This is a genomic window from Lysobacter korlensis, from assembly GCF_042434515.1.
The window spans coordinates 715,326-741,850 of sequence record NZ_JBHLTG010000001.1 but is presented as its reverse complement, the minus strand read 5'-3'; the positions used below and the strand labels follow the sequence as shown (position 1 = coordinate 741,850).

Here is a 26,525-nt window from a genome sequence, read left to right as displayed (position 1 = left end):
TTCGGTCTCCTCAGGCGGCGCGCACGGTGCGCTGTTCGATGCGCTTTTCAGGCGTCGGGTTGTGGACGATTCGGTCGACGTAGATGCCGGGCAGGTGCACGTGGTCCGGGTCGATCGCGCCGACCTCGACGATCTCCTCGACTTCGGCGATGCAGACCTTTCCGGCCATCGCGCAGGCCGGGTTGAAGTTGCGCGCGGTCTTGCGGAACACGAGGTTGCCGGCCTTGTCGGCCTTCCACGCCTTGACCAGCGACACGTCGGCGCGCAGTGCGGTTTCCATCACGTACATCTGGCCGTCGAACTCGCGCGTCTCCTTGCCTTCCGCGACGATCGTGCCGTAGCCGGTGCGCGTGAAGAACGCCGGGATGCCTGCACCGCCGGCGCGAAGGCGCTCGGCCAGCGTGCCCTGCGGGTTGAATTCGAGCTCGAGCTCGCCGGCGAGATACTGGCGCTCGAACTCTTTGTTCTCGCCGACGTACGACGAAATCATCTTGCGGATCTGCCGCGTCGAAAGCAGCAGGCCGAGGCCGAAACCGTCGACGCCGGCATTGTTCGAGATTGCGGTCAGGCCCTTGGCGCCCGAATCGCGAAGCGCCTCGATCAGCGCCTCGGGAATCCCGCACAGGCCGAAGCCGCCGACCGCGAGCGTCTGGCCATCGGCAACGACGCCTCGCAGCGCTTCTTCGGCACTCGGATACAGCTTGCTCTTCGCGGTACCGCCAGCGGGCACCTGGGTGGCCTCGGCCATCGGACAACTCCTTTGCGGGGACGGGAAAGTCTAGCGTGCGACGCGGGCGCGGCCGCACTGCACTTTCGGGCAGGACCTACAGGCACGCACCGCGCGGTCAGGACCGGCCGTACACATCCTCGAGCCGGACGATGTCGTCCTCGCCGAGGTACCCGCCGGACTGCACCTCGATGAGCTCGACGGGCTCGCTGCCGCGGTTACGCAACCGATGCACACTGCCGAGCGGGATGAACGTGCTTTCGTTCTCGTGCAGGTCGAACACGCGCTCGCCGCAGGTCACCTCCGCCGTGCCCGACACGACGATCCAGTGCTCGGCGCGCTGCGCATGCTTCTGCAGGCTCAGCGCGGCACCGGGCTTGACCACGATGCGCTTGACCTGGAAGCGCTCGCCGACCGCGATCGAGTCGTAGCTGCCCCACGGCCGGTAGACCTTGCGGTGGAACAGGTGCTCGGTGCGACCGTCGGCCTTGAGTCGGTCGACCAGCGTCTTGACGTCCTGGACCCGATCCTTGCGCGCCACCAGCGTCGCGTCGGCGGTATCGATAATCACCAGATCCTCGACGCCGAGCGTGGCGATCATGCGGCGGTCGGACGCGCGCACGAGGCTGCCACGCGTATCGACGGATATCACGTCGCCCTCGTGGCGATTGCCGTTCTCGTCGCGCTTGGCGACCGACCACAACGACGACCACGAGCCGATATCACTCCAGCCACAGCTGACCGACACCACGGCGGCGTGGTCGGTTTTCTCCATCACCGCGTAGTCGATCGAATCGCTCGGGCTGGCTGCAAATGCCTCACGCCCGATCCGGGTGAAGTCGAGATCGATGCTCGCCTGGGCGTACGCGCTCCGCACCGCTTCGAGCATCGCCGGCGCGAAGCGGGCCAGTTCGTCGAGGAAGCGCTGCGCCTTGAACAGGAACATGCCCGAGTTCCAGGCGTAGGTGCCCTCCGCAACGTAGCGCTGGGCGGTTTCCTGATCAGGCTTTTCAACGAAGCGCGCGATCCGGTAGCCGCCCTCGCCCAGCGGCTCGCCGCGCAGGATGTAGCCGTAACCGGTCTCGGCGTAGTCGGGCCGGATGCCGAAGGTCACCAGCCAGCCGTCGTCGCCGAGCTGCAGCGCGGCATCGATCGCGCTGCGGAACGCGGCCTCGTCCTCGATGAGGTGATCGGCGGGCAGCACCAGCATCGTGCCGTCCGGATCCTGCGCGAGCACGTGCAGGGCGGCGAGCGCGATCGCCGGCGCGGTGTTTCGGGCGACCGGCTCAAGCAGGATGCCGCCGCTGGGCACACCGACCGCCTGCAGCTGTTCACCGACCATGAACCGGTGGTCTTCGCTGCAGACGGTGACCGGCGGCCGCGCCTGCGGCAGCTTGCTGACCCGAAGCACGGTTTCCTGGAACAGCGAGTGGTCGCCCATCAGGTTGAGGAACTGCTTGGGCTGGTTCTGCCGAGACAGCGGCCACAGCCGCGTGCCACTGCCACCGCTCAACACCACCGGAAAAAGCATTACTTGTCCTGCGCTCCGACGCCAGCGCTCAGGATAGCCGGGCTCCAAGCCTCGGCCTACCCGATCAGCGCAGGGTGACTGCGGCCATCTGCCGGCTCGGCTAGAATGTCGGGTCTTGGCCGCGACGGCCGCGCCTTATCAAGGACCCCGACTCGATGAAGATTCTCGTCGGCTACAAGCGTGTGGTGGACTACAACGTCCGCATCCAGGTCAAACCTGACGGCACCGGCGTCGTCACCGACGGCGTCAAGCTGTCGGCCAACCCGTTCGACGAAATTGCGCTCGAAGAAGCGCTGCGCCTGCGCGACAAGGGCATCGCGACCGAGGTCGTGGTCGCCACGATCGCCCCAGCCGATGCCCAGGCGCACCTGCGTAACGGCCTGGCGATGGGCGCGAACCGCGCGATCCACGTGGTCGTCGAGCCAGGCACGGACGTGCAGCCGCTGACCGCGGCGCGCACGCTGCTCAAGCTCGTCGAACGCGAGCAGCCGGACCTGGTCATCCTGGGCAAGCAGGCGATCGATGACGACGCGAGCCAGACCGGCCAGATGCTGGCCACGCTCTGGGGCCGCCCGCAAGCGACGTTCGCGTCGAAGGTCGAAGTGTCGGGCGGCAAGGCCACCGTCACCCGCGAGGTCGACGCCGGGCTCGAGACGCTCGAAGTAGACCTGCCAGCGGTCGTGACCACCGACCTGCGCCTCAACGAGCCGCGTTTCATCAAGCTGCCCGACATCATGAAGGCCAAGAGCAAGCCGCTGGAGACGATCGCGTTCGCCGACCTCGGCGTCGAAGTCAGCGCCGGGCTCAAGGCCACGCAGTTCGCCCCGCCGCCGAAGCGCAGCAAGGGCGTCATGGTCAAGGACGCGGCCGAGCTTGTATCGACGCTAAAGTCCCGCGGCCTGCTCTGATGCTTCCCACCTCCTGTCCCGCACGCGGGACGGGGCCCGGGTGAGCGCGCGCGAACCGCCTGCAGTGACGCGAGCCCGCCCGCTTCAAGAAGGATTGTTGCCATGTCCAAAGTTCTGATCGTCGCCGAGCACCTCGGCGGCAAGCTCAACGCCTCCACCGCCAAGTGCGTGTCGGCGGCGCAGGCGCTCAACCCGGACGCGATCGACGTGGTCGTGCTCGGCGCTGGGGACGCAGCCGCCATCGGCACCGAAGCCGCGCAGATCGCCGGCGTGTCGCGCGTGCTCACGGTCGCCAACGAGGCGAACGCGAACCCGCTCGCGCAGGTGCTCGCCCCGCAGGTCGCCGCGCTCGCCTCGGGCTACACCCATGTGTTCGGCCCGAGCACGACGTTCGGCAAGGACGTCATGCCATGCGTCGCCGCCCTGCTCGGCGTGAACCAGGTGTCCGACCTCATGGCGGTCGAAGGCAGCCACACATTCAAGCGCCCGATCTACGCCGGCAACGCGATCATCACCGTCGAGGCGCCGGCCGACCAGATCGTCGTCGCCACGGTGCGCACTGCCTCGTGGCCTGAAGCCGCGCGCGGCGGCAGCGCTGCGGTCGAAGCGGCGAACGTCGAGGCGGCGCTGCCGACCTATACGCGCTTCGTCGGGCTCGCCGCCGGCAGCTCGGATCGCCCTGACCTGCAGAGCGCCAAACGCGTCGTTTCCGGCGGCCGTGGCGTCGGCTCGGCGGAGAACTTCAAGGTCATCTACGACTTCGCCGACAGGATCGGCGCGGCGGTCGGCGCCTCGCGCGCGGCGGTCGATGCCGGCTACGTGCCGAACGAACTGCAGGTCGGCCAGACCGGCAAGATCATCGCCCCGGAGCTGTACATCGCCGTCGGCATCTCCGGCGCGATCCAGCACCTGACCGGCATCAAGGACGCGGGCACGATCGTGGCGATCAACAAGGATCCGGATTCGGCGATCTTCGAGATCGCGGACATCGGGCTGGCCGGGGATCTGTTCCAGATCCTGCCGGAGCTGCAGGCCGCTGTTTGAACAAACGCTGGGCCCCAAACAAAAAGGCGCGGCCATGGCCGCGCCTTTTTGCGTTGGCGGGTCGGCTTCAGAGCCCTGCGCCGACCACCGCCCAGCCCGACGGATATCCATCGACGAACTGGATATCGAATCCACCGTCGGACCGGCTGCGCCAGATCCACAGCAGATCATTGCTGTTGTTGGTCCACAGCAGATCACCTCGGCCATCACCATCGTAGTCACCGGTGGTCACGATCCGGTAGGCGGATCCTACGGACCGGTCCGCACTGCCGATCCGCACGTGGCCGTTCATCAGCCAATACGCCATCAACTCGCGCCCCGGGTTCTGCCAGACGATGTCGGCCTTGCCGTCCGCATTGAGATCGGCGACCCCCTTGACGCTCCAGCCCTGCGGATATCCGTCCACCAGGTTGACGTCGAACTGGCCATCACCACGACTGCGCCACGTCCAGAGCAGATCGTTGGTGTTGTTGGTCCAGAGCAGATCGCCGCGACCGTCGCCATCGAAATCGCCGGTGCCGATGATGCGATAGATCGGCGACACCGCCTGCTTCACCCCGGACGCAACGCGGGTCGCACCGTTCATGAGCCAGTAATCGAACAGACCCAGCGAACTGTTGCGCCAGACGAGATCTGACTTGCCGTCGCCGTTGAGATCGGTCACGCCCTCCACCGTCCAGCCTGGCGGATAGCCATCGACGAAGTGCACGTCGTACTGTCCGTCACCCCGGCTGCGCCAGATCCACAAGAGGTCGTTCGTGTTGTTGGTCCACAACAGGTCGGCGCGGCCGTCGCCGTCGAAGTCGCCGGTTTCGATGATCCGATAGATCGACGAGACCGCCTTGTAAGCGACCGCGGCCCTTGCCGGCCCGCTCATTATCCAGTGGGCCTGCAGCTCGTTTGCCGCGTTCCGCCATACGATGTCCGCCTTCCGGTCGCCATTGAGGTCGTTGCGGACCGCCTTGGCGTTCATCGGCACCACCGTCGCACGGAACCCTGCTGCAATCGCCAGCGTCTGGTTCAGGCTGCGCACGTTGTCGGCCGTGTTTTCGACGCCACATGCGAAGTTGGACGGATATTCGCCGCAGATCGAGATGCGCGGATTGGAAAACACTCGGTTCTTGTACTGGCCGCTGTCCCCGTACGCCATGATCGTGTAGAAATTGCTTGCACCGGCGCCGCTCTTCATTCCGAACGAATAATCGAATGCGCCGTACTTGAGCGTACCGTTATCCGTCGCGGTGGTGCGGTCATGCTGCGAACCGAGGTTATGACCCAGCTCGTGCGCAAGAGTCTCGTCGCGGCAGACGTAGCCGCCGTCGGGATAGAGGTTGCCGCCTGAATCGCTCACGACCGAGTATGCGAACGGATGGTCGGCAACCTCGTAGGTGCTGCGGCTGCCGCCGATGAGCCAGGCGATACCGCAGCCTCCGTTAGTCGACTGGTTGAACCGGCGAACCAGCGAAACCATGTCGGCGCCGTACTTTTCACGGGCGTCGCGCAGCGGCTGCAAAGCGGCAGGCACCGAAATCCAGCCGCTACCGGACTTGTAGCCGGAAAGCTCCGTGAGCGTATTGTCATTCGCGGTATTGTCGGCATAGTCCACCAGCATCGCGTGGACGAGGCGGACCTGGGCATTCACCTGACTGGTCTTGAAGGCCTGATTGGTCAGATCCACCATGTAGGTCAGGCGCGTTCGCGCTTGCGAATCTCCGCCCAGCATGGACGCGAAGCCCGCCGTGTAGCCGAGGACGAGATCGATGACGGGCGCACTAGTGCCCGTCGAAGCTTCCATGGCCGCCGCGGCGGCGGCGACACGGCCTTCGTCGACGACCGGCGTCTCAGGCGGCAGCAGGAAATCCGGGTGCTTCGGGCGGGTCAGGTCGTTGTCGACATGCGCCAGTGCTCGACGATCGGTTTCCAGCATCCAGGACCGGCCGCCGGCGACGATGAGTCGAAGTGGCTCCTCATCACCGTTCGGAATGGATCCGAAGACGGCCTTCTCGCCGAAGGTGATGATCGCATCGCGACCCTGCCGATCGCGTCCGAACCAGCTCCAGTTGCCATCGGCGTGTTCAACATGGTGACCATAGCTCAGGCGTAGCACCTGACCATCCGGTGCGGGCAGGACGAGCTCGCCTGAACCGATTGCGTTGATCGCATGCTCTTCGCTGAGCTGGACGGGATGCCAGGCGTAGGCGCCCTCTCGACGGACGTGCCGGAGGGCGTCGGGTTGAGCAAAGGCTCCGCGGTCTGGCAGCGTCGCGAAGCTGCCGAGCGCCGGACTGCGCCGCGGCAAAACGGCCGGATCAGCCAGACCCGCTTCCGCGGCGGCCGGCCCCGCCGCTCTGAAGGCCACATCACCTCCGGCAAGGTCGCCCTTTGAACATCCGGCAAGCGCGAGCGTAAAAGCCCCCAGCGCTCCCCACCACCCGATCGTTTTCATGTCCGCACCCACGAATGCTCCGCGCAGAATGCGCGCGCCGCTAGCATGCTGGGGGGGCAGGATCGATTAATGCAACTCAGGTCACGAAGCGACGAGCCCGGGCATCCGAACGCATGAAATGGTCAGCCCGCGTTCTGAATTCTGCATAGGTCAGAAAGCCCCTGCGCTCGTACAGCAACGGCCCGGGGTGGGGACGTTCCCGCAAACGCTCGAGGGACGTTCTCTGCCGGGGAAATCGTCCTGTCGCCAGCATGTGCAATGCGAAGAATGGCAGCAGACCGAGCCAGGTCTTCCACTGCGAGATATAGGATAGACACAGGAAAACCGCCTCGAGGCGCTCACGCGGCGAAGCCCGGTAAAACTCCGCCTGACCATTCGAGTCGAGCACCGCGAGCACCCTGAACCACGGCCCCGGCAGGCCCTGACCCGTATAGAGCGGAATTTGCTCGACATCCTCGACCCCGAGTGCGGCAGCTGCGAGCACGCCGAGCAGGTGAACCGCATCATGATCCTGATGTCCGCCCTCCCATGCGGGCACGACGATTGACTGGACCTCTCCCAACCCGTCCAGCCACTGCATCAGGACCTCCCATCCGTCCTGGAGCCTCGAATGCAATTGCCCGTCGCGCAGGCCGTGTTCCCGCCCGAGAAAACGGACGTCGGCCGCGCGCACTCCGAGCATGGCAAGAGCACGCAGGCTTTCCGATTCACGTCGAGCGGTCGCCTGGCCACCGAATCCGCCGTCGGTGAGGTACGCGCAAGTAACGCGACGGCCCTGCCGCACCAGACCCCGGATCCACATCGAGCATGCGAATTCGTCGTCCGGATGGGCGAACAGGAATACGACCACAGCCTGGGGGTCAGAATGCATCGAAGTCGAGAAACGAGAAGGCCACTTCACCGCTCCGCGGCACCGGCCCGCCGGCCAGGGGCTTGAAAATCAGATTCAGCGGCGAGGGACGCAAACGTGACGGCACCGGTGGAAACAGGCCGAGACGCCCGGCGCCTTGCGGCATGAGCCCCAGCCAGAGCCTGGCGCTGGGTGCGCCTCGCCGCGGCGTGATGCGCAGGTCCGGTACGGCCGGAATCTCGGCCCATGCCTCCAGCATCGGAGTGCCCGTCGCCGCGGAGACGCCGATGCGCCGGCCATCCTCGACGCGCACCGCGACAGGGTTGGCAGGGTTGGCCAGTCGCCAGCGGAGATACTCGGGCGTCCAGGCTTGGCGGAAGCGCGCCTCCCTGGCGATCCGTTCCCAATCGAAACGGCCCAATGGCCCGACACCGAACCGGGCCTCCAGCGGCGCGACCAGACCGAAGCCCAGCTTCCGCAGGAAGCCCGGGGTGCTGTTCGCATTGGCAACGCCGTAGACGAAACCGGATCCCTCACTGGCGCCCGTCTCATAGGTGAGCTCCGCCAGCTTCGTGAAAAGCCCGCGCCCCTGGAAGTCGGGATGGGTCGCGGTATTGAGGGACAGCAGCGCGGGGCCCGGCCGCCCCTCGAGGCTCACCTGCGCCCGCGTGCAGATGTAGTGCGCGGCCAGCCGCTCCCCATCGAACGCATCGAAACCCACTGCCTCCCCCAGCGGGTTGTCGAGGTAGAGCCAGCGCAGGTAGTCGATGCGCTGCAACTTGTGCGCGGTGGGGAAACACGCGGCGAAGAGGCTGGCGTACCGGGCCAGGGCCTGTTCCGAGAATCGGGAACGTTCAAAGCGCATCCTGCCTCCTTCAACGATAGATCCAGTAGCGCGATGCGATGAATCCCAGCAGAGCCAGAACGATGTCGACCGCCGGCTTAAGGAGCCAGGCCCATTGCAGGCCGGCCTGGGCGTTGATGTAGTGCACCGCCAGAGTGCTCAGCACCGTCATCAGCGACCAGGATGCGGCAAAACGCCCGAAACGCGCCCAACCCAGGCGACTGGCACCTTCGGACCGGAACGTGATGACGCCGTTCAACCAGAACCCGAGCACCGCACCTGCGATACGCCCGACAACGTTCGATACGGCAGCAGGAATTCCGATCGCGGTGAGCGCGACGAAGGACAGCCAGTCGAGCAGCAGTTGCAGGCCTCCGACAGCGCCGTACCCCAACCCCTGACGCCACAGCGGCGTCATCGCCCTCATCTGTTACCCCGGCCTGGAATATAGCCGGCCAACCGGTCCGCAAGCGGCAATCTGGGGACCGACGCGATGTCATACGCGAAAAACGCGAGCAGCAACTGCAACCCTACGAGCACCGGGACAACCGCGAGCATGACGGTGCCGGCCGGCGTCGCCATGCCGGCCATCCAGGACTCGTACCACTGCCATGCGCCGAAGACGACTCCGAACAGGACCATGGCGAGTCCGATCACCAGCTCGAGGGAGGCGATCGAAAGATCGCGCAGAAAGTAGCTGTAGAAGACGCGCTTGCCGAAGTTCCGGATGTGCTTGAACAGAAATTCGCCAACCACCCTGCGGATATGGAGGTTGCTGACCTCGTCTCCGTACTGGGCATCCATCGGGACATCCACCACGACCGCCCTGAACGTTCCCAGCCGGAACAGCATGTCCGTCTCGAAGAAGTAGCGCGCGCTGATCTTCTCGTGAGGAAGCAGCGCCGCCACGCGTGCATGGATCGCGGTGTACCCGTTCGTGGGATCGAAAACGTCCCAGTAACCCGACGATGCTTTCGCCATGAAAGACAGCACGGCGTTACCGAACAGGCGGGCACGCGGCATACGGCTGATGCAGCGCAGATCGTAGAACCGGTTGCCCTTGGTGTAGTCGGCCTGGCCTCGCAGGATGGGGCCGACCATGCGTGGCAGCATTGCCGGATCCATCTGCCCGTCACCGTCGATCTTCACCACGACATCGGCGCCGTCCTCGGCTGCACGACGGTACCCGTGCATTACGGCGCCACCGACGCCAAGGTTTACGGGATTACGCAGCACGGTAACGCGCGGGTCCCGACACTGCTCTTCGACGAACACGCCAGACCCCTCGGGACAGGCGTCATCGACCACGTAGATACGTTCCACGCCAGCAGGTACCGAGGCAATGACCTGAAGCACATGGCGCTTCACCCTGTAGGCGGGCACCACCACAGCGATCCGCGCATCCACCGCGGGGTCCCGCGACGCGACGGAAACGGGTGACTTCAAAAGCAACGAAGAATCGGTAGACGACATGTCGTTTAGTATACGCGGATGCATGCTTCTGTCCTCACCGCCCACCGCGTCCCGGCCCGCGTTGCAATCACGACGCTGTCGGCTGGATGCGCCGCCCTCGCACTGCTCGCTGTAGCGCTCCACAGCCCCGGCCACCTCACCGTAGACAGTACGATCCAGCTCCACGAGGCGATCAGCGGACGCATTACGAGCTGGGCACCTCCATTCATGAGTGCGCTGCTGTACTGGCTCGGGCTGGGCACGGTGGGCACGTCCCTTTTTGTCGCCCTCAATGCGGCAGCCACCTATGGAGCCTTCCGACTCGCCGTTGGATCGCAGGACGGCGGGGAGTGGGCCTGGTGGCGCTGGATACTGGCCCTTGCGGTCATCGCGAACCCTGTCGTCTTCACCTACGTGGGCATCGTCTGGAAAGACGTCCTGCTGGGCTCCCTGTGTGCCGCCTCGCTCGGCCTGAGTATTGCCGCCCTGCATCAGTCGCGCGGAGCCCGGCTTGGATTCGCCGTGCTCGCACTCGCAATGCTGCTTCCGATACCGCTGGTGCGCCAGCAGGGAATCGTGCTTCTTCCCCTGTTCGCGATCTCGCCTGCGTACCTGGTGATACAGGCAGGTTGGCGCACGCCCGGTCGGCGGCGAATTGCCGGGCTCGCAGTCCTCGCCGGTGTGGTGCTCGGTTATCTCGGCGTCCGCGCCGCCGTCGAAGCCAGCTTCGAAAAGAACGCCACCGGCTCGATCTACACCGCCCAGGGCGACGATGTCAGCATCGGCACGCGCCTGATCAAACGGTATGACCTGGCCGGTATCGAAGTACGTGCGGAAGGTGCGGGGCCCCTGTCGCGGTCCGGCGCTGGCAGCGAAGCGCTTGCGCAGCTGCATGATCGCTACACCGGCGAACGCATCGATACACTTGGCTCGCCGGCGATCCAGTCGATGTTCGAACAGGTGGAGACGTCTGGCGAAGGCGACGCATGGGCGAATGCCGTCGCGGATCACCCGGCAGCGTACATCGCGCATCGCCTGTCGGCCTTCTCGTGGCTGCTGGGCTTCGAGGATCCGTGGCGGTGCCTGCCGGTTCACGTGGGAACCGATGGTATTCCCGAGTACCTCGCAGAGTCCGGATTCAGGCCCGAGCAGGAAGCGCGCGACTCACGGCTGTTCTCGCTGGTCAAGCCGCTCGTCGCTACGCCGCTGTGGCGCCACTGGTTCTATATCGGGCTTGGCCTGGTGTTGGCAGTACTCGTCTGGCGCCGCGATCCGGAAACTCGATGGACCCTGCTGCCCTGGATCGCAGGCCTCGGGGTTTTCGTCGGCGGATACCTGCCGACGTCGATTGCGTGCGATTTCCGCTACCTTTATCTGCTGGTTCCCTGCTCGGCGCTGCTCGCCCTTGCACTGCTGCGACCGCAGTCGCCCATTCGGGAGCGCTGCCGCTAGCTCTCTACGGTCCGTATTGTCGGACACAGAAGGACGCGGGGGCCGTGCTCCCGGATTGCGAACACCTCCAGCTTTCCTTTTGCACCCGGAGGCACTGGAACGTCGACACTGAAGCCGCTGTCAGCCGCCTCCGCAGCTCCGAAATGGGCTGCGACGTCCGGTCGCGGTAAGTCGTGCTCGCTCGCAATAACCCATGCATTCCCCGCTCCGTCCGCGAGTACCAAGCTGGTCTTGCCGCTGCCGGAAACAGTCTTGGAAGCAAACATCCAGCCTTCTAGACTCAGCCCCGGAGCGCTCCCGGATCCAGAACGTCGTGCGACCTCGAAGTTGCACGCGGTCGGCTCAGCATTCTTCCATTGCGAGAGCGCGGCAGCAGAAACACTCTCCCATCGAAAGGGACGGACTTGAACTGCCTTCGCGGCCGACAAAGCGTTTTTCGAATTATCGGCATCCCGGCCCGCACGCATGGACTCGGGATCGAGTGCTGGCGTCATCGCATGACGCACGCCCGACTCGAGGATTTCCAGAACAATCGCATCGGGCCTAAATTGCTCGATCAGATCCTGGCGAAAATAACCATCCTGGTTATGGGCGACGATCAAGCGACTGAAGTGCGGATACAGAAAGGGCAACAGGTCATTCGAAAACGAGTCGCCGGTAAGGAGCAATACCGGCTTATTCGAATGACCAGTGTCGATGACACGGGCGCCTGTCCAGTCATGCCTCTGCGTCAGGTACTCGGTCTTCAGCTGGCCTGATGTCTCCGCATGCGCGAAACTCGGGAACTCGTGTGTGACGAAATCGGCGACGCCAAGCATCAGTGCGACGTCACGCGGCAAATTGCCCGGCTGATCGGTGCGTGTGTAGCGCGAAAGCGGCCATACCTCGATGGGAACGCCCCGGCTTTTCAGGTGGTTCGCCAGCTCGACATAACCTTCGTAGGCGCCGAATCCGGTCCAGTGGATGTCGTACGGGCTGTACACCGGCTCATGCGAGCGCCGTGCGCGCGCCATGGCGGGCGTAAGGTACAGCACGTTGTTGAGACCGCGCGCCTCGGCCGCTTTTCTAAGACGCTCTCCATCGACGGCTGCACCGCCGTCCTTCATCCAGGACGGTGCATTTTCCGGATAGACACGCTCCTTCACCGGCGGAACGAGGACGACGTAAGGGATTTCCGCCTCCGCAGCCAGCTCGACGCGGCCCTGCAGCGTGCTGACCCAACGGTCCACCTCCGAATCCAGAAGCGGCGTGGCGGCACGCGCGGCTCCGAGGTGGGAGCCATCGTTGTAGAAGAGCCAGCCATTGCGCCCTACGACGACCCGGCTGGAGCCGGAGTCGCCGGCCTGCATCCTCAACCAGTTGAGTGCACCGATCAGATGCGCTCGTGGCGCGAACCGGTCCTGCACGTAGGTATCAAGCTGTTTTGGAAGCGCCCACCAGTCCGCTCCGGCCGCCGGCCAGGCTGGCAACGATGCAAGCTCGCGGTTTTCCGCAATGGCGGGTGCGTCGAGGAAGCGCGGCACTGCATGCAGCGCGAGAAGCATGGCGACGGCGGCGCTTACCAGCCCCCAGCGACGGGGCTCTTGGGTCTGAATGTCGGGCATGTCAGAAGCGGAAGTACAGGAAGGGATTGAGCGAAGTGCCGGCGAGCAGGGCAATGGACAGGAACAGGCCCGCCAGCAGCAGTGGCGCCGGCAGAACAGCAACCCGGAGGGTATCGAGGCGCGGCTCTGGAATGACGGATGAGCACCCGTACAACGGACGCCTGAGCCGGCCCATGAGTGCCGGCAGTGTCGGCAGCGAAAGCAGGATTCCGCAGCCGAGGGCCAACCAGAACTGCGCGGACATCAGCACTCGGGATTCGATCAGGGGCTCGTAGAACGCCGTAACGTCGGCCATCTTCGACAGATAGAACATGGCGCTCGTCAGATCTTCCGCGCGGAAGAAGACCCAGCCCACCGTGACGACCAGCATCGTGTAGACGACGGTCACGGGCCTCGGCAGCAGTTGAAGCACCTTATTGAACCCCAGGCGCTCTGTCAGCAGGAACATGCCGTGAAAGAGTCCCCAGACGATGAAATTCCAGGCCGCGCCATGCCACAAGCCGGTCAGGAAGAACACGACCAGCAGGTTCATCAGCACCCTTGGCTGGCTACCGCGATTACCACCGAGCGGAATATAGACATAGTCGCGGAACCAGAACGATAGCGACATGTGCCATCGGCGCCAGAAGTCGCTGATCGACTGAGCCGCGTAGGGATAATCGAAGTTCTTGGGAAATGTGAAGCCCAGCAGGAACGCCAGGCCGATCGCCATGTTGGAATAGCCGCAGAAGTCGAAATAGATCTGAAGCGTGTAACTGAGGGCTCCCAGCCATGCCATCGTGGCATCCAGATTGCCCCCAAGCGAGAAGGCATGGTCCGCCACGGGAGCGAGGCTGTTCGCGATCAACACCTTCTGCGAAAGCCCCACGCAGAAGTACTGCACCCCAAGCCCCGTACGGACGTGCCTTCCCTGTTGCTGCAGTTCGGAGCGGATGTCCGCATATCGGACGATCGGCCCTGCGATCAGGTGGGGGAACATCAGAATGTAGGTCGCGAAGGCGATGGGGTTGCGCTCGGGCTGGACCTCACGCCGGTGCACATCTACGACGTAAGAGATGAGCTGGAAAGTGAAGAACGAGATACCCAGCGGCAAGCGCAGATCGAGCACAGGCAGCATGGTGGCGCCAACGAGCGAGTTGACCGATTCCGCAATGAACCCGGCGTACTTGAACAGAGCAAGCACTGCGAGATTGGTGCCGATCACGCCTGCCAGCCAGATCTTCGCCCGCTCCGGCGTCGCCTTTGCAATGCGATGCGCGACCACATGGTTCAGTGCGATCAGGCCGGCGAGCAGGGCGACGTACGGGCCTTCACCCCACACATAGAAAATGACGCTGCCGGTAAGCAACGCCGCGGTACGCATGCCCATCGTGTAATAGAACACGAGGAAGGCGGGCAGGAAATACGCGATGAAAACGATAGAACTGAAGAGCATACGTCACCCAAAAAAAGAGGCGCCCACGCGCCTCTTTTTCGTCAACTGTCGATCTTATTCGACGATAATCGCCTGATGCGTCGGGCACAGGATTCGATCACTGCCGAACGTATTGACCGCAAAGACCTCGTATCGGCCCGGCACCACGTTGGCAAAACCCGCGTCGGCCTGGTAGCCCGCATTGGCAAGTCCGGGCTTCTTGAAATACGACGCGACATCCTGGCGCTCAAGCCCACCCTGGGCTGCCAGCGCGTAGGACTGGCCAGCGCTGTGCAGAAGCAACTGCACTTCGGAGGGCACTGCACCCTGTTCGGAATCGGTAGAGAACCCGATCAGGCGGTAGGTTGCACCTCGGCCGGCCCGGTAGGTGTTGGGCTCGTCACCCGCGCTCGGCGTCTGCGTGCTGGTATCCACCACGTTTTCAAGCGAGCAGGTGCCTCGCGAAGCTAGCGCCGTCAGCGCGGGCGTATCGGTGCTGGCCTCGAACTGGGGGCCCGCCACTGGAGCGGCATTGGCGTCCGTATCGGCAGCGCCGTTCGACGCGGACGCAAGACCGGTTCCGGCCGTTGGCGCGGTTGCAGGTCGCTCACTGCAGCCGGCCAGCGCCATTCCCAGCGCTGCAATCGACAGAGCATTCAGAAACTTCGAGGCGTTCATAGGCATTCCGTTATCAAAGTGGAGCATTCATATGACTGAGTCGTCGCCGTACGGCCCTGAGGGCCAACACGACTGCTGGGCGCACGCCGAACAGGAGGACCAGTGCGCGGAAACGCCGGACTGCATGGAACAGTCCCGAGCCTGCTCGCGTCCCCGGCATAAGGGATGTCAGGGACTTTTTTTTTCCGCCAGTTCCGGATGTTCCAAGGGGCCCTGAAGCAGCATCCACTCCCGCAGGCTCCCACGACCGGCAACGAAAGGATCGGGAAACGCCGCCTGGAGATCCGGCCGGGCGCGGTAGATCCTTCTGTGCGCCGAGGGGATCGGGCTGCCATCGCTGTACGCCCCATACGCCCAAGGCAGCTTGGCAACCGGCTCATCGGCGTCGAACCGCGCCTCGTCGGCATACCATTGTACGAGCGCGTCGACCGATGTGTTGCCGGGCGCATTCTTGGTTGCCATCGCGCGATGTGCGCCACTGTCGAAGCCGGTGAAATGGTAGAAGCCCAGCGGCTCGCCGTCGACGACAAACCCGGACTGCAGATCCCCTGACAGATCGCGCTTCGTGAGATTCCAAGTGGCCACGTTGAAGCGGGGGCTCTTGAGGATGTCTACGCCGTCGAAGAATGCCGGCGCGAGATCGATCCAGCGCTGATCGGTAAACAGCCCGGCCGGGATATCCGCCACGCAGAAATGGTAGATCCGATCGGCCCACCACTGCGCAAACCGTCGGCCTTCGGGCTGATCCCTCACGCCAAGAAACCCGAGGTTGTAGACGCCGTGCTTGAGGGCGGAAATCTCGTTGTCGCGAATGGCCTCGAGATCGGTCTCCGGACGCGTCAGGTGAGGCGTCAGCACGACGTTCGCTCCGTCAAGTCGGCCGAGCAGATCATCGAGCCGCGAGAACAGCACCATGTCGGGATCGAAATAAAGGACACGATCCACATCCGGGCGCGCCAGCAGGTCGAGAAGGGCGTATGGCTTGATGGCGGTCGCCAGCTCCACGATGGAGTGGAAAAACGTCCAACGACGCTTGTCATCGATCGGGAGGTCTGCCAGCGCCAACACCTCGTCAAGAGGCTCGGCGCTGAGATCGAGCGAAGCGGGCAGTTCATCCGCAAGCGCGAGTACCAGTTCGAACTCGGGGTGGTATCGCCTGATCGAAGTAAACAGCTTGCGTACCTTCGGCAGGTAGTTCACCGCTGCCGAAGTGAACGCGATGGTCTTTCCCATGGGCATGATCCTTATGTTTGCGCGGAATACGCGTCTGGCCATATCCGCGCGGCGAACGCCGCGATCTCGGCCACCGCGGCCTCCGCGTCAATGCGACTGATGACAAGCCCCTTATGATAGCTGCCGACCCTTTCGGCGGGCGCCCCCACGGGGAACACGGCGACCGGCATGTCCATCGCCATGTACTCGGCCGTGACGAAGGAGAAGGTCTCCGCGCACACCGACGGCAGAAAACAGATCCCGACCTGCTCCTGCTCCAGAAGCGCGGGCAGGTCGGAACGGGAATAGGCTCCAAGCACCTCGATGCCATCGGATGGATCGTGGTGTTCCAGTGTTCCGAAGACGACGATGCGCATCGGCAGCTCGTTCATGCGCATCAGCCTGGCCATCTCGCCTAGCATCAAGGCGCCTTTTGCTGCACTCACGTGACCGGCCACCGCAATGACGAGGGGCGGCCCGGAAGTGGCCGAGACCTTGCGCAAGGCGGAAGTATCGACCTGATGCGGCTCGACGGAAATACGCGACAGCGGCAGTTGAGGATGCGCCCGGTGCAGGATTGCGACGGATGCACGCGAAAAGGCGATGACGCGGTCGCACGCGCCGAGGAATTCGCCCCATGCCGATCTCCAGCGATCGACAGGAATATCCTGGGAGAAGCCGAGCGTATTGGCGAAATTGCGGGGCAGGCATTGCCGGCAGACGTCGGGGGACGGGATATCGCAGAACGCGCCATCTGTGCCAATCAGAGTCCAGGCGGGGCAGACTGCGTGATAGTCATGCACGTACATGACGAGTTCGCCGCGCTGCTGCTGCCTTCGTGCGCGGCACCAGACCATCAACGCGAGAGGATCCTCGAAAGACACCAGCTCGTTGACATGGATGTCGAGCTGAGGTGCGGTCTCCAGCGCTGCCAGCACCGGTGCGAGGCTGTCGACGGCCCATCGATCGACGCGTCCGTTGCTGTGGTACTCGACCTCGTACTGCAGCAAATGCAGCAGCGGCGATATGACGACGACGTGGTCCGCCGTACTGGACAGCCGGGCGACCAGCCCTGTCCGGTAGTGGTTGGCGCCGCCGCCCATCGCATGGTCGAGCACGAGAGCGCTGCGTCCTGACGCGGAGCCCAGGCGGCGCAGCCTCCACTGACGTTCGACACGTTGCAGCTGCTCGCGCCCGCGGCTCACCGCTGCCCGGGCCGTGGCCTTCCAGCCCCTCGCGCGCACGCTCGCCGGCACCGTCGTGAGCGTCCGCTGCCAGGAAGCCAACACCCCACCGATGCCTGCGCCCGGTTCGCCGACGTCGGCCGACAGCAGTGACGCCGGAACTTCGCATCGTCGCTGCGACCCATCGACGAGCGTAGCGACGAGCACGGCAGCGCGGTCATAAGCCAGATCGGGACTGAGCCTGCCCTGGATCAGGAATCCCGCCGCCGCTGCATGCCGGACAGCGGGAAACGCTTCACGCAGGTCCTCACGCATACCGCCCGGAATACAGGCGATCATCTGCTCATCGCCAGAAACCAGCGGCACGCGCAGTTCGCAGCTCCGCGCGGGCAGGAGGTCGTCGATGAACCAGCCCCAGCCGAAACAGCGGCCATTGCGGACGACAAGCGAGTCGATCGCGTAGCGATAGGTCACGCGACGCCGCTCTTGTCGCCGCGCTGTGACAAAATCGACAGGCATGCCTGGCTTGCCCGCCAAGCGAGACTGGAGCGGATCCGCGCCAGCTCCTCTTCAACTTGCGTGATCTGGTTGCGACTCGCAATCAGCGCGGCCGAGAGCGCTTCCACGTCATTACGGGCCGAGGCCAGCGCATCGGACAGCGTCTGAACCTCCGCTTGGAGGGCATCGGCGCGGGCCACCGCCGCCTCCCAGGCACCCAGTCGTTCGACCGAGCGACTCTGCTCCCGCCCCAGAGCACGGTCGGTCTCGTCCAGCTGCCGGCGGGTCGATTCCAGCTCGTGCAAACGCGTCAGCGACAGGTTTTCAAGCTCGACAACTGCTCTCTCGGTCGCATCGAGCTGGACGCGCAATTGTCGCGCCTCTTCAAGGCGATCGATTGAAAGCTGCTCGGCCACGGCCAGCGCCGATTCGGTTTCGTCCAACTGGCTGCGCAGCTTCTGCGCCTCATCGAGGCGCTCGATCGAAAGCTGCTCGGCCACGGCCAACGCCGGCTCGGTCTCGTCCAGCTGGTTGCGCAGCTTCTGCGCCTCATCGAGGCGCTCGATCGAAAGCTGCTCGGCCACGGCCAGCGCCGACTCGGTCTCGTCCAGCTGGTTGCGCAGCTTCTGCGCCTCATCGAGGCGCTCGATCGAAAGCTGCTCGGCCACGGCCAACGCCGGCTCGGTCTCGTCCAGCTGGTTGCGCAGCTTCTGCGCCTCATCGAGGCGCTCGATCGAAAGCTGCTCGGCCACGGCCAGCGCCGACTCGGTCTCGTCCAGCTGGCTGCGCAGCTTTTGCGCCTCTTCCATCCGCTGTAGCGACATATGCTCGGCCGAAGCCAAAGCTGCATCGGTCAGATCCATCCGGAGCTGCAGTGCCGCCGCGTGCTGCTCCATCCGGTTGGCGTGTTCGGAAAGACGACGCCGCTGGAGGTCCGAAGCACGTGCAGCCTGCCCCAAGCATTCGATCCACACCGAATCCGTCGCGCACAGCGCCTCAAAACGCTGGCCGATCGCCGGTAGCCGATCCCAGGGATCAGCGTTTGCAGTCATCAGCCCATAGCACTCGAGAGCCAGTGCATGCCAGGGTGTACGAGCCGTGCGGGGACCGTCATGGCGGTGATGGCGCGCCGAAGCGCGCAGGAACCCCTCCAAGCCGGCGCTTGCCGGATCGCCCGGCAGGTCGATGCCGAGACGGCATGCGGCACGCTCCAGGGTCGCGCCGGGACTGGCCAGCAGCTCCGTGTACGCGATTACCGTCCTCGGCATTGCGGACGACGCCTCCACGGCTTCCAGCACATGGCGCAGCCAGAGGATATGGGCCTGCATCGCGGGCATGCCGTCGCGGGTCTCGAGGGATGCGGCGACCTCGTCCGGGTCGCGAATCACGAGCAGGCAGGCTGCAGACCGCCGCTCGAGCAGCGACGAATGGGTCCATAGAGGCAGGAGCCGACTCATTCTCGGGTCCTTCAGTGCCCACAGCCCCTGGCCATCGAGTTCGCCGAGCACGGCCTCAACGGCCGCCGCCGCCGCATGCGCTGCCGGACTCTCGCACCATGCGGGCGGAAGCGCGCGGACGTCGTCCCAGCTGCGCTCCAGGGAGTCGAGCAGGGATTCGTTGATCCCGACGATCGCCGCGTGCTCGAAGTAGCCGTCCGGGTTGTCGGGCGCTGGCGGCACCAGCCGGTCTCCCAGGCGCACACCCAGCCGAGCCAAGGCCCCCGCCGTGGCCGACGTGCCCGAGCGGTGCATCCCGAGCACGAAGACGGCTTCAGGCGTTCCCTGCGATCGCATCAGAGGAACTCCAGGCTCGGCTCTACGTCGAGATTCGCGAAGCCGGTCGAGATCGCTTCGGGGTCACGCATCACGCGGAACATCGCCACGTCCATGTAGCGCACCAGGAACTTCTCCTCCTCCCCCTGCAGGCCGACGACGCCGGCATTGAGAAAATAAGTGCCGGGGTTGAGAAGATTGCGGAACCGGAACCGCACCTGCACCGAAGCGTCAGATGCCACGACCTCAAGCGGCTTTCCTTCGGGGTGGCTGACCGCCCCCGCCAGCTCGACGCCTGTCAGGCTGCGCACCATCATGCCGAAGCGTACGCCCGCAGCGGGCTGATCGAAATCCACACGATAGGTGTAGACGTACTCCTCGCCCGGCCGCAGCACGTTGACCCGATCGCCCGCCAGGCTCTGGAGGTGCGCATCGTGGATGCTGCACTCGCGCGACGAGTAAACGACTGTGCTCTCCGGAGCCAAGCCCTCGTCCCAGAAGGCCTCGTCGAGTCGCGGCCGACCTGTGCCTGCCGGCAGCGCCGCATCGCTACGCCCATCTGCGCGCTCATCCCCGGCGTCGGAAACGGGATCGGCATCGTCGCTGCCGGCCTTGGAATAGAGCAGCTTCTGGTAGCGCGAGATCACGTCTTTCGCACTGCCCGCACACAGCAGCCGTCCACGATCGAGCAGGACGGCGCGGTCACAGACCTCGGTCACGTGCCCGGCAGAATGTGAGACGAACAGGATCGTCGTGCCCCGGTCTCGCAGGGTCTTGATGCGCGCATGGCACTTGCGCTGGTAGGCCTCGTCGCCCACCGAGAGCGCCTCGTCCACCACCAGCACGTCTGGCTCGACATGCACCGCGACGGAGAACGCCAGCCGCATGAACATGCCGCTGGAATAACTCTTCACCGGCTGCTCGATGAAGCCGGGAATGTCCGCAAACGCGACGATGCTGTCGAACCGCTGGTCCAGTTGCTCCGAGCTGAGGCCCAGAACGCTGCCGTTGAGCCTGATGTTCTCGGCGCCGGTGAGCTCGGGATTGAAACCCGCACCCAGCTCGAGCAGCGCAGCCACGCGCCCCGAAACGTCGACGGTGCCGGTGGTCGGCGTCAGGGTGCCGCAGATGATCTGCAGCAGGGTCGACTTGCCCGCACCGTTTCGACCGACGACGCCCAGCTGCTCGCCGGGGTAGACGTCGAAACTGACATCGCGCAACGCCCAGTACTCGTCGTAGTAGCGGCGCGGCGGCGCACCGGCCATGCGGCGCAGCCGGGGCATCATGAACTGGCGCAGGCGGTCTGCGGGCTGTGCATAGACGGGGTAGCACTTGCTGACTCCGCGCACGCTGATCGCAGGGGCATCAGACGACATCGGCAAACCCCTTGCGGGTTTTCTGGAACCAGGCGAACCCGAGCCAGAGTACGGCAAGGCCCGCGCCCCAATGCAATGCGAGGGTGCCCGCGCCCGGCAGCGACCCCTCGATGAGCACGTCACGGGCCTGCACGACCACGTGGGTCAGCGGATTGAGCCGTATGAGATCCCGGTATTCGACGGGGATCGCTTCGAGCGGGTAGAAGATCGGCGTCAGGAACAGCATCGCCGTCACCAGCAAGCCCACCGTCTGCGCGATGTCGCGCACGAACACGCCAAGCGATGCGAGCAGCCACGCCACCCCGAGCGTTCCCAGGATCAGCGGCCCGATCACGACGGGCAGCAGAAGCGCCGTCGCCGGCACACCGCCCAGGATCCACCACGCCGCCACGAGCCAGGCGAGCAGGCTGATCAGGAAGTGGAACAGCGCGTTGCCCATCTGCACGACGGGCAGGATCTCGAGCGGAAACACGACGCGCTTGACGTAGTTGGTGTTCGCCATCACCAGCGTCGGCGCACGCACAACGACGTCTGAGAACACGTTGAACACTGCCATGCCCGCGAACAGCACCACGGCGAACCCGGCCTTGCCTCCCTGCTCGAGCCCGCTCCAGCGCGCGCCGAAGACGACGCTGAACACAAAGGTGTAGATCAGCAGCATCAGGATGGGCGTGACCAGACTCCACAGCATGCCGAGCATCGAGCCCCGATAACGACCGACGATCTCCTGCCGGGTCAGCTGGGCGATCAGCTGCCGGTGCTGGTGCAGCGATCCCACGAGGTGGCCCAGCCCCGCCGGCGGCGCGGAAGACTCCTGGATCATGCGTGCGGTGCCTTCACGAACCGAGCGCGGTGGCAAGGTCGTCCTGCAGGTCGGCCACGTCCTCCACGCCGACGCTCAATCGCACGAGGTTGTCGAACAGCCCCAGCTGTGCGCGCCGCTCCGGCGGCACCGACGCGTGGGTCATGATCGCCGGGTGGTTGACGAGGCTTTCGACGCCGCCAAGCGATTCGGCCAGCGCGAACAGCTCGGTGCGCTCACAGAAGCGCTTCGCAGCGTCCAGCCCACCCTTGACGAAAATCGTGACCATCCCGCCGAAGCCATCCATCTGCCGCTTGGCGAGTTCATGCTGCGGATGGGACTTCAGGCCCGGGTAGACCACGCGCTCGATGGCCGGGTGCGTTTCGAGCCATTCGGCGAGCGCCTGCGCGTTCTCGCAATGGGCTTTCATGCGCAGGTGCAGCGTCTTCAAGCCGCGCAACGCGAGGAAACTGTCGAACGGTCCCTGCACGCCGCCGACGGCGTTCTGCAGGAATGCCATCTTCTCGGCGAGCTCGGCATCGTCGCCGACCACGGCCATGCCACCGACGATGTCGGAATGACCGTTGAGGTACTTGGTCGCCGAATGCATGACGATGTGCGCGCCGAGTTCGAGCGGGCGCTGCAGGATCGGCGAGCAGAACGTGTTGTCGACGACGACGATCAGCCCGCGCTTGCGCGCGATTGCGGCGATCTGCTCGATGTCGACGAGCTTGAGAAGCGGATTGGTCGGAGTCTCGATCCAGACCATGCGAGTTTCAGGTCGGATCGCGGCTTCGAACCTCGCCGGGTCGGTCAGGTCGATCCAGCTGAAGTCGAGCCCTGCGCTGCGACGACGGACGCGTTCGAACAGGCGGTAGGTGCCTCCGTAGACGTCGTCCATCGCGATGACGTGGCTGCCGGCATCAAGCAGCTCAAGGATCGTCGAGGTCGCAGCAAGGCCGGACGCGAATGCGAAGCCACGGCTGCCGCCTTCAAGCGCGGCGACACAGCGCTCGTACGCGAAGCGCGTGGGGTTGTGGCTGCGCGAGTACTCGAAGCCCTGGTGCTCGCCGGGGCTGGACTGCACATAGGTGCTGGTCGCGTAGATCGGCGTCATCACTGCGCCGGTGCTGGGGTCCGGAGACTGGCCGGCGTGGATCGCCAGCGTGCCGAGCGCGTGCTTGCGCGCCGAAGCGGAGTCGTCGTGAGTCGTCATGATCCAGTCCTTGCCGCAAACGCGGCCGCGGATTCTAGCACCGCGCCCCTAGGCCCGACCCACGAAGGCTTCGGGGTAAAGCTGAACAGGACGGCACGTCCTGTTCAGCGTCACACCCGAGCGGCTACTGCACGCGCCGCCGCAGATAGTTCAGCAGGTCGATACGCGTGATCAGGCCGAGGAAGCGATCGCCCTCGGTGACGATCGCGACGTGGCCTCGATCGAACACCGGCAGCAGGGCCTCGACCGGCGAAGCCACGTCGACCTTGTCGAGCTTGCTGACCATCGCGGTCGAGACCGGATCTCGGAAGCGGGCTTCATCGCCATAGACGTGCAGCAACACGTCGGACTCGTCGACGATGCCGATCAGCTGGTCGCCTTCCATCACCGGCAACTGACTGACGTCGTAGAGCTTCATACGCTGGTAGGCCGTCATCAGCAGATCGTTCGGGCCGACGACGACGGTGTCGCGCTTGGAGTACGGGCGCAAAATCAAGTCGCGCAGGTCGCCCGACGGCTGGCGCTCGAGGAAGCCGTTATCGAGCATCCAGTAATCGTTGTACATCTTCGACAGGTACTTGTTGCCGGTGTCGCAGACGAACACGAGTACCTTTTTTGGCGTGGTCTGTTCGCGGCAGTAACGCAGCGCCGCAGCGAGGATCGTGCCGGTCGAGGAGCCGCCGAGGATGCCTTCCTTCTCCAGCAGCTCGCGCGCGGTCAGGAAGCTCTCCTTGTCGCTGACCGCGTAAGCCTTTTTGACGCGGGTGAAATCCGAGATCGGGGGCAGGAAGTCCTCGCCGATGCCTTCGACCATCCAGCTCGCGGACTTGTCCGACAGCGTGCCGCGATTGATGTATTCCTCGAGAATCGAGCCCACCGGGTCGGCCAGCACGAGCTCGGTGTGTGGCGATCGCTCAGCGAAGCAACGCGACAGGCCGGTCATCGTGCCCGAGCTGCCGCAGCCGAACACGACCGCGTCGACACCGCCGACTTCGGCCATCTGCTCGAGGATCTCGGGGCCGGTGCCGTGTTCGTGCGCGGCCGGGTTGTCGGCGTTGCCGAACTGATTGATGAAGTAGGCGCCCGGCGTTTCGCGCGCGAGGCGCTCCGCCATGTCCTGGTAGTAATCCGGATGGCCCTTTGCCACGTCCGAGCGCGTCAGCACGACGTGCGCGCCCATCGCCTTGAGGTTGAAGATCTTCTCGCGGCTCATCTTGTCGGGCACGACGAGGATGAGCTTGTAGCCCTTCTGCTGCGCGACCAGCGCAAGGCCGATACCGGTGTTGCCGGCAGTGCCCTCGACGAGCGTGTCACCGGGCTTGATGTCGCCGCGCGCTTCCGCAGCCTCGATCATTTTCAGGCCGATGCGGTCTTTGATCGAGCCGCCCGGATTCTGGGATTCGAGCTTGAAATACAGCTCGCAAGGGCCGGCATCGAGCTGGCGGGCCTTGACGATCGGGGTGCGCCCGATGAGTTCGAGCACGGAAGAATGGATGGGCATGCGGTGCACTTCACAGGCCGCGCCTGGCGCGGCGGACCGCGCGATCTTAACCGACGGTGCCGCGATTTCCGGCGAAATGACTCTGCACAGAAGGCGAGGTTGCCTGCCAGGCAAGCGAGCGGGCCGGCGCTCCCCTGAGCCTGCCCGCTTGCACGGCGCGGCGTCAGTGCGTCATTGCAGCCGGGCTTCGTACATTCGCGCGAGACGGTCCTTGACCGCGAGCTTCTGGCGCTTCATCTGCATCAGGCTGATGTCGTCGATCGGCAGGACGCCGAGTTCGGCATCCATGACCTTTTTATCGAGGTCGCGATGGCGCTGGTAGAGCTGCTTGAATTCCGGGTTGCTCTTCAAGAGCGAGTCGAGCTCCTGCTGCGGCTGTTCTTCGAACATGCAAGCCTCCTTCGGTAAGTGCTGACTGTCCGGCACGCGGCCGGTCACGGAGGGCCCGGATGCGCAAACGCCCCGACCTTGCGGCCGGGGCGTTCGTGATCGGGTCGGGTTGGCCAGACGTAACTGCCGGAGCACCGGGGTGTCCGGCGGCGGCATCCTGCGGGCTGAGCCCGTCGGAACGGGACGTACGCATCATCGGCCTGGCTCTCCACCAGGCGGCGGAAACCACCTGGCAGCTCCGACCCTACTCCTGCCGCTCGAGCCCGACAAGCGCTGCTGTCCGATATTGCAACCGACGTCCGACCGACGGTTCAGCGCGGCGGTGGAGGCGGCACCGCGCGTGGCGGTGCGCTCGTAAGCCCTTGTCTAGAAAAGGTTATTTATATGAAACCAGGATCTCGACGCGCCGGTTGCGGGCGCGTCCGGCGGCGCTGGCGTTGTCCGCCACCGGCTCGGCCGCGCCGCGCCCGATCGCCCGCACCAGACGGGCCGGTACGCCTTCACGGACCAGCGTGTCCCGCACTGCGTCGGCGCGACGCTGGGAGAGCTTGAGGTTGGCGTCTGATGCGCCCTGACTATCCGTATGGCCCTCGATCGTTACGCTCGCCGCCGGCATGGCGTCCAACAGCGCGGCCAGTGCGCGGACCTGGCCGGCCGCGGCCGACGTCAGGGTCGCCTGCCCCGAAGCGAACGCGTCGCCAGCAAGCGTGAACGTTTCGCTGCCATCAGCGCGGCTGGACGAAGGCAGCTTCGCGCCTGCGACGAGTTCGGCCTCCTCACGCGCGAGTGCTGCCTGCTTCTCGCGCGCGGCGTTGAGCTTGGCGGTCTGGGCGTCAGTCACGCCTTCGAGCACGGCTGTAACCTGCTGCGTCGCCAGCGCGTCGGCGGCCGCCTGCTGGCGCAGCCGCTCCGCCTCCTCGGCCTGGATCTGGGCCTGAATCCGCAGGCGCTCGGCCTCGGCACGTGCACGTGCCGCATCCTGCCGGCTCGCCTCGACCAGCAGCTCGGCACGTTCGCGATCGAGCCGGTCGACTTCACGCTGCATCGCGGCGGTGCGGCTGGCAATCTCGGCAATCTGGACGCGCCGCTCGGCAACATACCGCGCGGCACCGCGATCGCGACTGCGGGCCTGGGCCAGCGCCTCGATCGCCTGCCGCGCCTGCAGCCGTTCGTAGGCTGCCAGCGACGAGGCCTGCGGATCGGCTTCGAGCGCGGCGATGCGCTGCGAGAACGCGGCAACGTCGGCTTCCTGGGCGTACAGCGGTAACGAGGCCGCCAGCAGCAGAATCAAAGTGGCGCGCTTCATGGGCGGTCTCCCGACTGCAGCCGGTTACGCAATTCCGTGACTTCCGCACGCCGCTGCTGCAGCTCGGCGGTGGCGAGCGCTTCGCGGCTGCGGGCATAGGCCAGATCGGCATCGACGGCTGCGGCAAGCGCGAGACGACGGGCCTCGTCTTCGCGCCCCTCGCCCAGCGCTGCCTGCGCCTGGGCAAGCTCGCTGCGAGCAAGCGCGATTTCCTGCGAGGCGTACTGGTCGGCATCGGCGCCATCGGCGCGCGTGACTGCCTGTTGCGCCGCTGAAAGTTCACCGGTGGGAGGCGGCATGGACGCGCACGCGGCAATC

General features: G+C 65.2%; 23 protein-coding genes. 3 read left to right on the top strand and 20 right to left on the bottom strand.

Annotated elements, in window-relative coordinates:
- Window positions 1-10 precede the first annotated feature (10 nt).
- Together ACFFGH_RS03315 and ACFFGH_RS03310 are read right to left on the bottom strand one after the other, a co-directional pair.
- On the bottom strand, window positions 11-748 hold the full coding sequence (locus tag ACFFGH_RS03315) for a CoA transferase subunit A (RefSeq protein WP_386664784.1): 738 nt from the start codon (window positions 746-748) through the stop codon (window positions 11-13).
- A 97-nt stretch (window positions 749-845) separates the two neighbouring features.
- A complete protein-coding gene (locus ACFFGH_RS03310) occupies window positions 846-2,258 on the bottom strand; it encodes a mannose-1-phosphate guanylyltransferase/mannose-6-phosphate isomerase (RefSeq protein WP_386664782.1) in 1,413 nt (470 codons plus the stop codon).
- 155 nt (window positions 2,259-2,413) lie between these two features.
- Here ACFFGH_RS03310 and ACFFGH_RS03305 point away from each other — a divergent pair, with 155 nt between their 5' ends.
- On the top strand, window positions 2,414-3,166 hold the full coding sequence (locus ACFFGH_RS03305; protein WP_386664780.1) for an electron transfer flavoprotein subunit beta/FixA family protein: 753 nt from the start codon (window positions 2,414-2,416) through the stop codon (window positions 3,164-3,166).
- Window positions 3,167-3,268: 102 nt separating this feature from the next.
- Entirely contained in the window at window positions 3,269-4,210 is a 942-nt protein-coding gene (locus tag ACFFGH_RS03300; protein ID WP_386664778.1) for an electron transfer flavoprotein subunit alpha/FixB family protein, read from the top strand.
- A gap of 67 nt (window positions 4,211-4,277) precedes the next feature.
- Here ACFFGH_RS03300 and ACFFGH_RS03295 read toward each other — a convergent pair whose 3' ends face one another.
- The 5 genes from ACFFGH_RS03295 to ACFFGH_RS03275 form a co-directional block, all read right to left on the bottom strand.
- Complete coding sequence (locus ACFFGH_RS03295; RefSeq protein WP_386664776.1) at window positions 4,278-6,656, bottom strand: FG-GAP-like repeat-containing protein; 2,379 nt, start codon at window positions 6,654-6,656, stop codon at window positions 4,278-4,280.
- A 76-nt stretch (window positions 6,657-6,732) separates the two neighbouring features.
- Window positions 6,733-7,506, bottom strand: a complete 774-nt coding sequence (locus tag ACFFGH_RS03290) for a PIG-L deacetylase family protein (RefSeq protein WP_386664774.1) — start codon at window positions 7,504-7,506, stop codon at window positions 6,733-6,735.
- 10 nt (window positions 7,507-7,516) lie between these two features.
- Window positions 7,517-8,371 carry a GNAT family N-acetyltransferase gene (locus ACFFGH_RS03285; RefSeq protein WP_386664772.1) on the bottom strand — a complete coding sequence of 285 codons (855 nt, stop codon included), beginning with the start codon at window positions 8,369-8,371 and terminating at the stop codon, window positions 7,517-7,519.
- A gap of 10 nt (window positions 8,372-8,381) precedes the next feature.
- Window positions 8,382-8,768 (bottom strand): GtrA family protein, encoded by a 387-nt coding sequence (locus ACFFGH_RS03280; RefSeq protein ID WP_386664770.1) that lies wholly within the window; start codon window positions 8,766-8,768, stop codon window positions 8,382-8,384.
- A 5-nt stretch (window positions 8,769-8,773) separates the two neighbouring features.
- Window positions 8,774-9,823 (bottom strand): glycosyltransferase family 2 protein, encoded by a 1,050-nt coding sequence (locus ACFFGH_RS03275; protein ID WP_386664768.1) that lies wholly within the window; start codon window positions 9,821-9,823, stop codon window positions 8,774-8,776.
- A gap of 207 nt (window positions 9,824-10,030) precedes the next feature.
- Between ACFFGH_RS03275 and ACFFGH_RS03270 the strand changes: the two genes are divergently transcribed.
- A complete protein-coding gene (locus tag ACFFGH_RS03270; protein ID WP_386664766.1) occupies window positions 10,031-11,254 on the top strand; it encodes a hypothetical protein in 1,224 nt (407 codons plus the stop codon).
- Here the strand turns inward: ACFFGH_RS03270 and ACFFGH_RS03265 are convergent.
- The 13 genes from ACFFGH_RS03265 to ACFFGH_RS03205 all read right to left on the bottom strand — a co-directional run bounded on the left by ACFFGH_RS03265 (window position 11,251) and on the right by ACFFGH_RS03205 (window position 26,506).
- Window positions 11,251-12,858, bottom strand: a complete 1,608-nt coding sequence (locus ACFFGH_RS03265; protein ID WP_386664764.1) for an alginate O-acetyltransferase AlgX-related protein — start codon at window positions 12,856-12,858, stop codon at window positions 11,251-11,253. The genes ACFFGH_RS03270 and ACFFGH_RS03265 overlap by 4 nt on opposite strands.
- Window position 12,859: 1 nt before the next feature.
- Window positions 12,860-14,293, bottom strand: a complete 1,434-nt coding sequence (locus ACFFGH_RS03260; protein ID WP_386664762.1) for an MBOAT family O-acyltransferase — start codon at window positions 14,291-14,293, stop codon at window positions 12,860-12,862.
- Between the two features lie 54 nt (window positions 14,294-14,347).
- Complete coding sequence (locus tag ACFFGH_RS03255) at window positions 14,348-14,950, bottom strand: hypothetical protein (RefSeq protein ID WP_386664761.1); 603 nt, start codon at window positions 14,948-14,950, stop codon at window positions 14,348-14,350.
- A 168-nt stretch (window positions 14,951-15,118) separates the two neighbouring features.
- Window positions 15,119-16,183: a hypothetical protein gene (locus ACFFGH_RS03250; protein ID WP_386664759.1), complete on the bottom strand. Its 1,065-nt coding sequence runs from the start codon at window positions 16,181-16,183 to the stop codon at window positions 15,119-15,121.
- Window positions 16,184-16,194: 11 nt separating this feature from the next.
- On the bottom strand, window positions 16,195-17,820 hold the full coding sequence (locus tag ACFFGH_RS03245) for a glycosyltransferase (protein WP_386664757.1): 1,626 nt from the start codon (window positions 17,818-17,820) through the stop codon (window positions 16,195-16,197).
- Window positions 17,817-19,637 (bottom strand): hypothetical protein, encoded by a 1,821-nt coding sequence (locus ACFFGH_RS03240; RefSeq protein WP_386664755.1) that lies wholly within the window; start codon window positions 19,635-19,637, stop codon window positions 17,817-17,819. The genes ACFFGH_RS03245 and ACFFGH_RS03240 overlap by 4 nt, the downstream gene beginning before the upstream one ends.
- Window positions 19,637-20,992 carry an ABC transporter ATP-binding protein gene (locus ACFFGH_RS03235; RefSeq protein ID WP_386664753.1) on the bottom strand — a complete coding sequence of 452 codons (1,356 nt, stop codon included), beginning with the start codon at window positions 20,990-20,992 and terminating at the stop codon, window positions 19,637-19,639. The genes ACFFGH_RS03240 and ACFFGH_RS03235 overlap by 1 nt, the downstream gene beginning before the upstream one ends.
- The gene (locus tag ACFFGH_RS03230) at window positions 20,982-21,815 is read right to left on the bottom strand and encodes an ABC transporter permease (protein WP_386664751.1); all 834 of its coding nucleotides are present in this window, start codon (window positions 21,813-21,815) and stop codon (window positions 20,982-20,984) included. Before ACFFGH_RS03230 ends, ACFFGH_RS03235 begins: the two co-directional genes overlap by 11 nt.
- A 13-nt stretch (window positions 21,816-21,828) precedes the next feature.
- Window positions 21,829-23,010 carry a cystathionine gamma-synthase gene (locus ACFFGH_RS03225; RefSeq protein ID WP_386664749.1) on the bottom strand — a complete coding sequence of 394 codons (1,182 nt, stop codon included), beginning with the start codon at window positions 23,008-23,010 and terminating at the stop codon, window positions 21,829-21,831.
- A 124-nt stretch (window positions 23,011-23,134) separates the two neighbouring features.
- On the bottom strand, window positions 23,135-24,511 hold the full coding sequence (locus tag ACFFGH_RS03220) for a pyridoxal-phosphate dependent enzyme (protein WP_386664747.1): 1,377 nt from the start codon (window positions 24,509-24,511) through the stop codon (window positions 23,135-23,137).
- 171 nt (window positions 24,512-24,682) lie between these two features.
- On the bottom strand, window positions 24,683-24,901 hold the full coding sequence (locus ACFFGH_RS03215) for an HP1242/YdcH family protein (RefSeq protein WP_386664745.1): 219 nt from the start codon (window positions 24,899-24,901) through the stop codon (window positions 24,683-24,685).
- A 376-nt stretch (window positions 24,902-25,277) separates the two neighbouring features.
- Window positions 25,278-26,207, bottom strand: coding sequence for an OmpA family protein (locus ACFFGH_RS03210; RefSeq protein WP_386664743.1), 930 nt, complete (start codon window positions 26,205-26,207; stop codon window positions 25,278-25,280).
- Window positions 26,204-26,506 carry a DUF4398 domain-containing protein gene (locus ACFFGH_RS03205; RefSeq protein ID WP_386664742.1) on the bottom strand — a complete coding sequence of 101 codons (303 nt, stop codon included), beginning with the start codon at window positions 26,504-26,506 and terminating at the stop codon, window positions 26,204-26,206. The genes ACFFGH_RS03210 and ACFFGH_RS03205 overlap by 4 nt, the downstream gene beginning before the upstream one ends.
- Window positions 26,507-26,525 lie beyond the last annotated feature (19 nt).

Excerpts from the sequence above, each read along its gene's own strand:
- ACFFGH_RS03280 (WP_386664770.1), bottom strand. The coding sequence starts at position 8,768 with ATGACGCCGCTGTGGCGTCAGGGGTTGGGGTACGGCGCTGTCGGAGGC.
- ACFFGH_RS03215 (WP_386664745.1), bottom strand. The coding sequence starts at position 24,901 with ATGTTCGAAGAACAGCCGCAGCAGGAGCTCGACTCGCTCTTGAAGAGC.
- ACFFGH_RS03255 (WP_386664761.1), bottom strand. The coding sequence starts at position 14,950 with ATGAACGCCTCGAAGTTTCTGAATGCTCTGTCGATTGCAGCGCTGGGA.
- ACFFGH_RS03210 (WP_386664743.1), bottom strand. The coding sequence starts at position 26,207 with ATGAAGCGCGCCACTTTGATTCTGCTGCTGGCGGCCTCGTTACCGCTG.
- ACFFGH_RS03220 (WP_386664747.1), bottom strand. The coding sequence starts at position 24,511 with ATGCCCATCCATTCTTCCGTGCTCGAACTCATCGGGCGCACCCCGATC.
- ACFFGH_RS03300 (WP_386664778.1), top strand. The coding sequence starts at position 3,269 with ATGTCCAAAGTTCTGATCGTCGCCGAGCACCTCGGCGGCAAGCTCAAC.
- ACFFGH_RS03205 (WP_386664742.1), bottom strand. The coding sequence starts at position 26,506 with ATGCCGCCTCCCACCGGTGAACTTTCAGCGGCGCAACAGGCAGTCACG.
- ACFFGH_RS03260 (WP_386664762.1), bottom strand. The coding sequence starts at position 14,293 with ATGCTCTTCAGTTCTATCGTTTTCATCGCGTATTTCCTGCCCGCCTTC.
- ACFFGH_RS03240 (WP_386664755.1), bottom strand. The coding sequence starts at position 19,637 with ATGCGATCGCAGGGAACGCCTGAAGCCGTCTTCGTGCTCGGGATGCAC.
- ACFFGH_RS03275 (WP_386664768.1), bottom strand. The coding sequence starts at position 9,823 with ATGTCGTCTACCGATTCTTCGTTGCTTTTGAAGTCACCCGTTTCCGTC.
- ACFFGH_RS03285 (WP_386664772.1), bottom strand. The coding sequence starts at position 8,371 with ATGCGCTTTGAACGTTCCCGATTCTCGGAACAGGCCCTGGCCCGGTAC.
- ACFFGH_RS03315 (WP_386664784.1), bottom strand. The coding sequence starts at position 748 with ATGGCCGAGGCCACCCAGGTGCCCGCTGGCGGTACCGCGAAGAGCAAG.
- ACFFGH_RS03230 (WP_386664751.1), bottom strand. The coding sequence starts at position 21,815 with ATGATCCAGGAGTCTTCCGCGCCGCCGGCGGGGCTGGGCCACCTCGTG.
- ACFFGH_RS03295 (WP_386664776.1), bottom strand. The coding sequence starts at position 6,656 with ATGAAAACGATCGGGTGGTGGGGAGCGCTGGGGGCTTTTACGCTCGCG.
- ACFFGH_RS03250 (WP_386664759.1), bottom strand. The coding sequence starts at position 16,183 with ATGGGAAAGACCATCGCGTTCACTTCGGCAGCGGTGAACTACCTGCCG.
- ACFFGH_RS03225 (WP_386664749.1), bottom strand. The coding sequence starts at position 23,010 with ATGACGACTCACGACGACTCCGCTTCGGCGCGCAAGCACGCGCTCGGC.
- ACFFGH_RS03235 (WP_386664753.1), bottom strand. The coding sequence starts at position 20,992 with ATGTCGTCTGATGCCCCTGCGATCAGCGTGCGCGGAGTCAGCAAGTGC.
- ACFFGH_RS03305 (WP_386664780.1), top strand. The coding sequence starts at position 2,414 with ATGAAGATTCTCGTCGGCTACAAGCGTGTGGTGGACTACAACGTCCGC.
- ACFFGH_RS03270 (WP_386664766.1), top strand. The coding sequence starts at position 10,031 with ATGAGTGCGCTGCTGTACTGGCTCGGGCTGGGCACGGTGGGCACGTCC.
- ACFFGH_RS03310 (WP_386664782.1), bottom strand. The coding sequence starts at position 2,258 with ATGCTTTTTCCGGTGGTGTTGAGCGGTGGCAGTGGCACGCGGCTGTGG.
- ACFFGH_RS03265 (WP_386664764.1), bottom strand. The coding sequence starts at position 12,858 with ATGCCCGACATTCAGACCCAAGAGCCCCGTCGCTGGGGGCTGGTAAGC.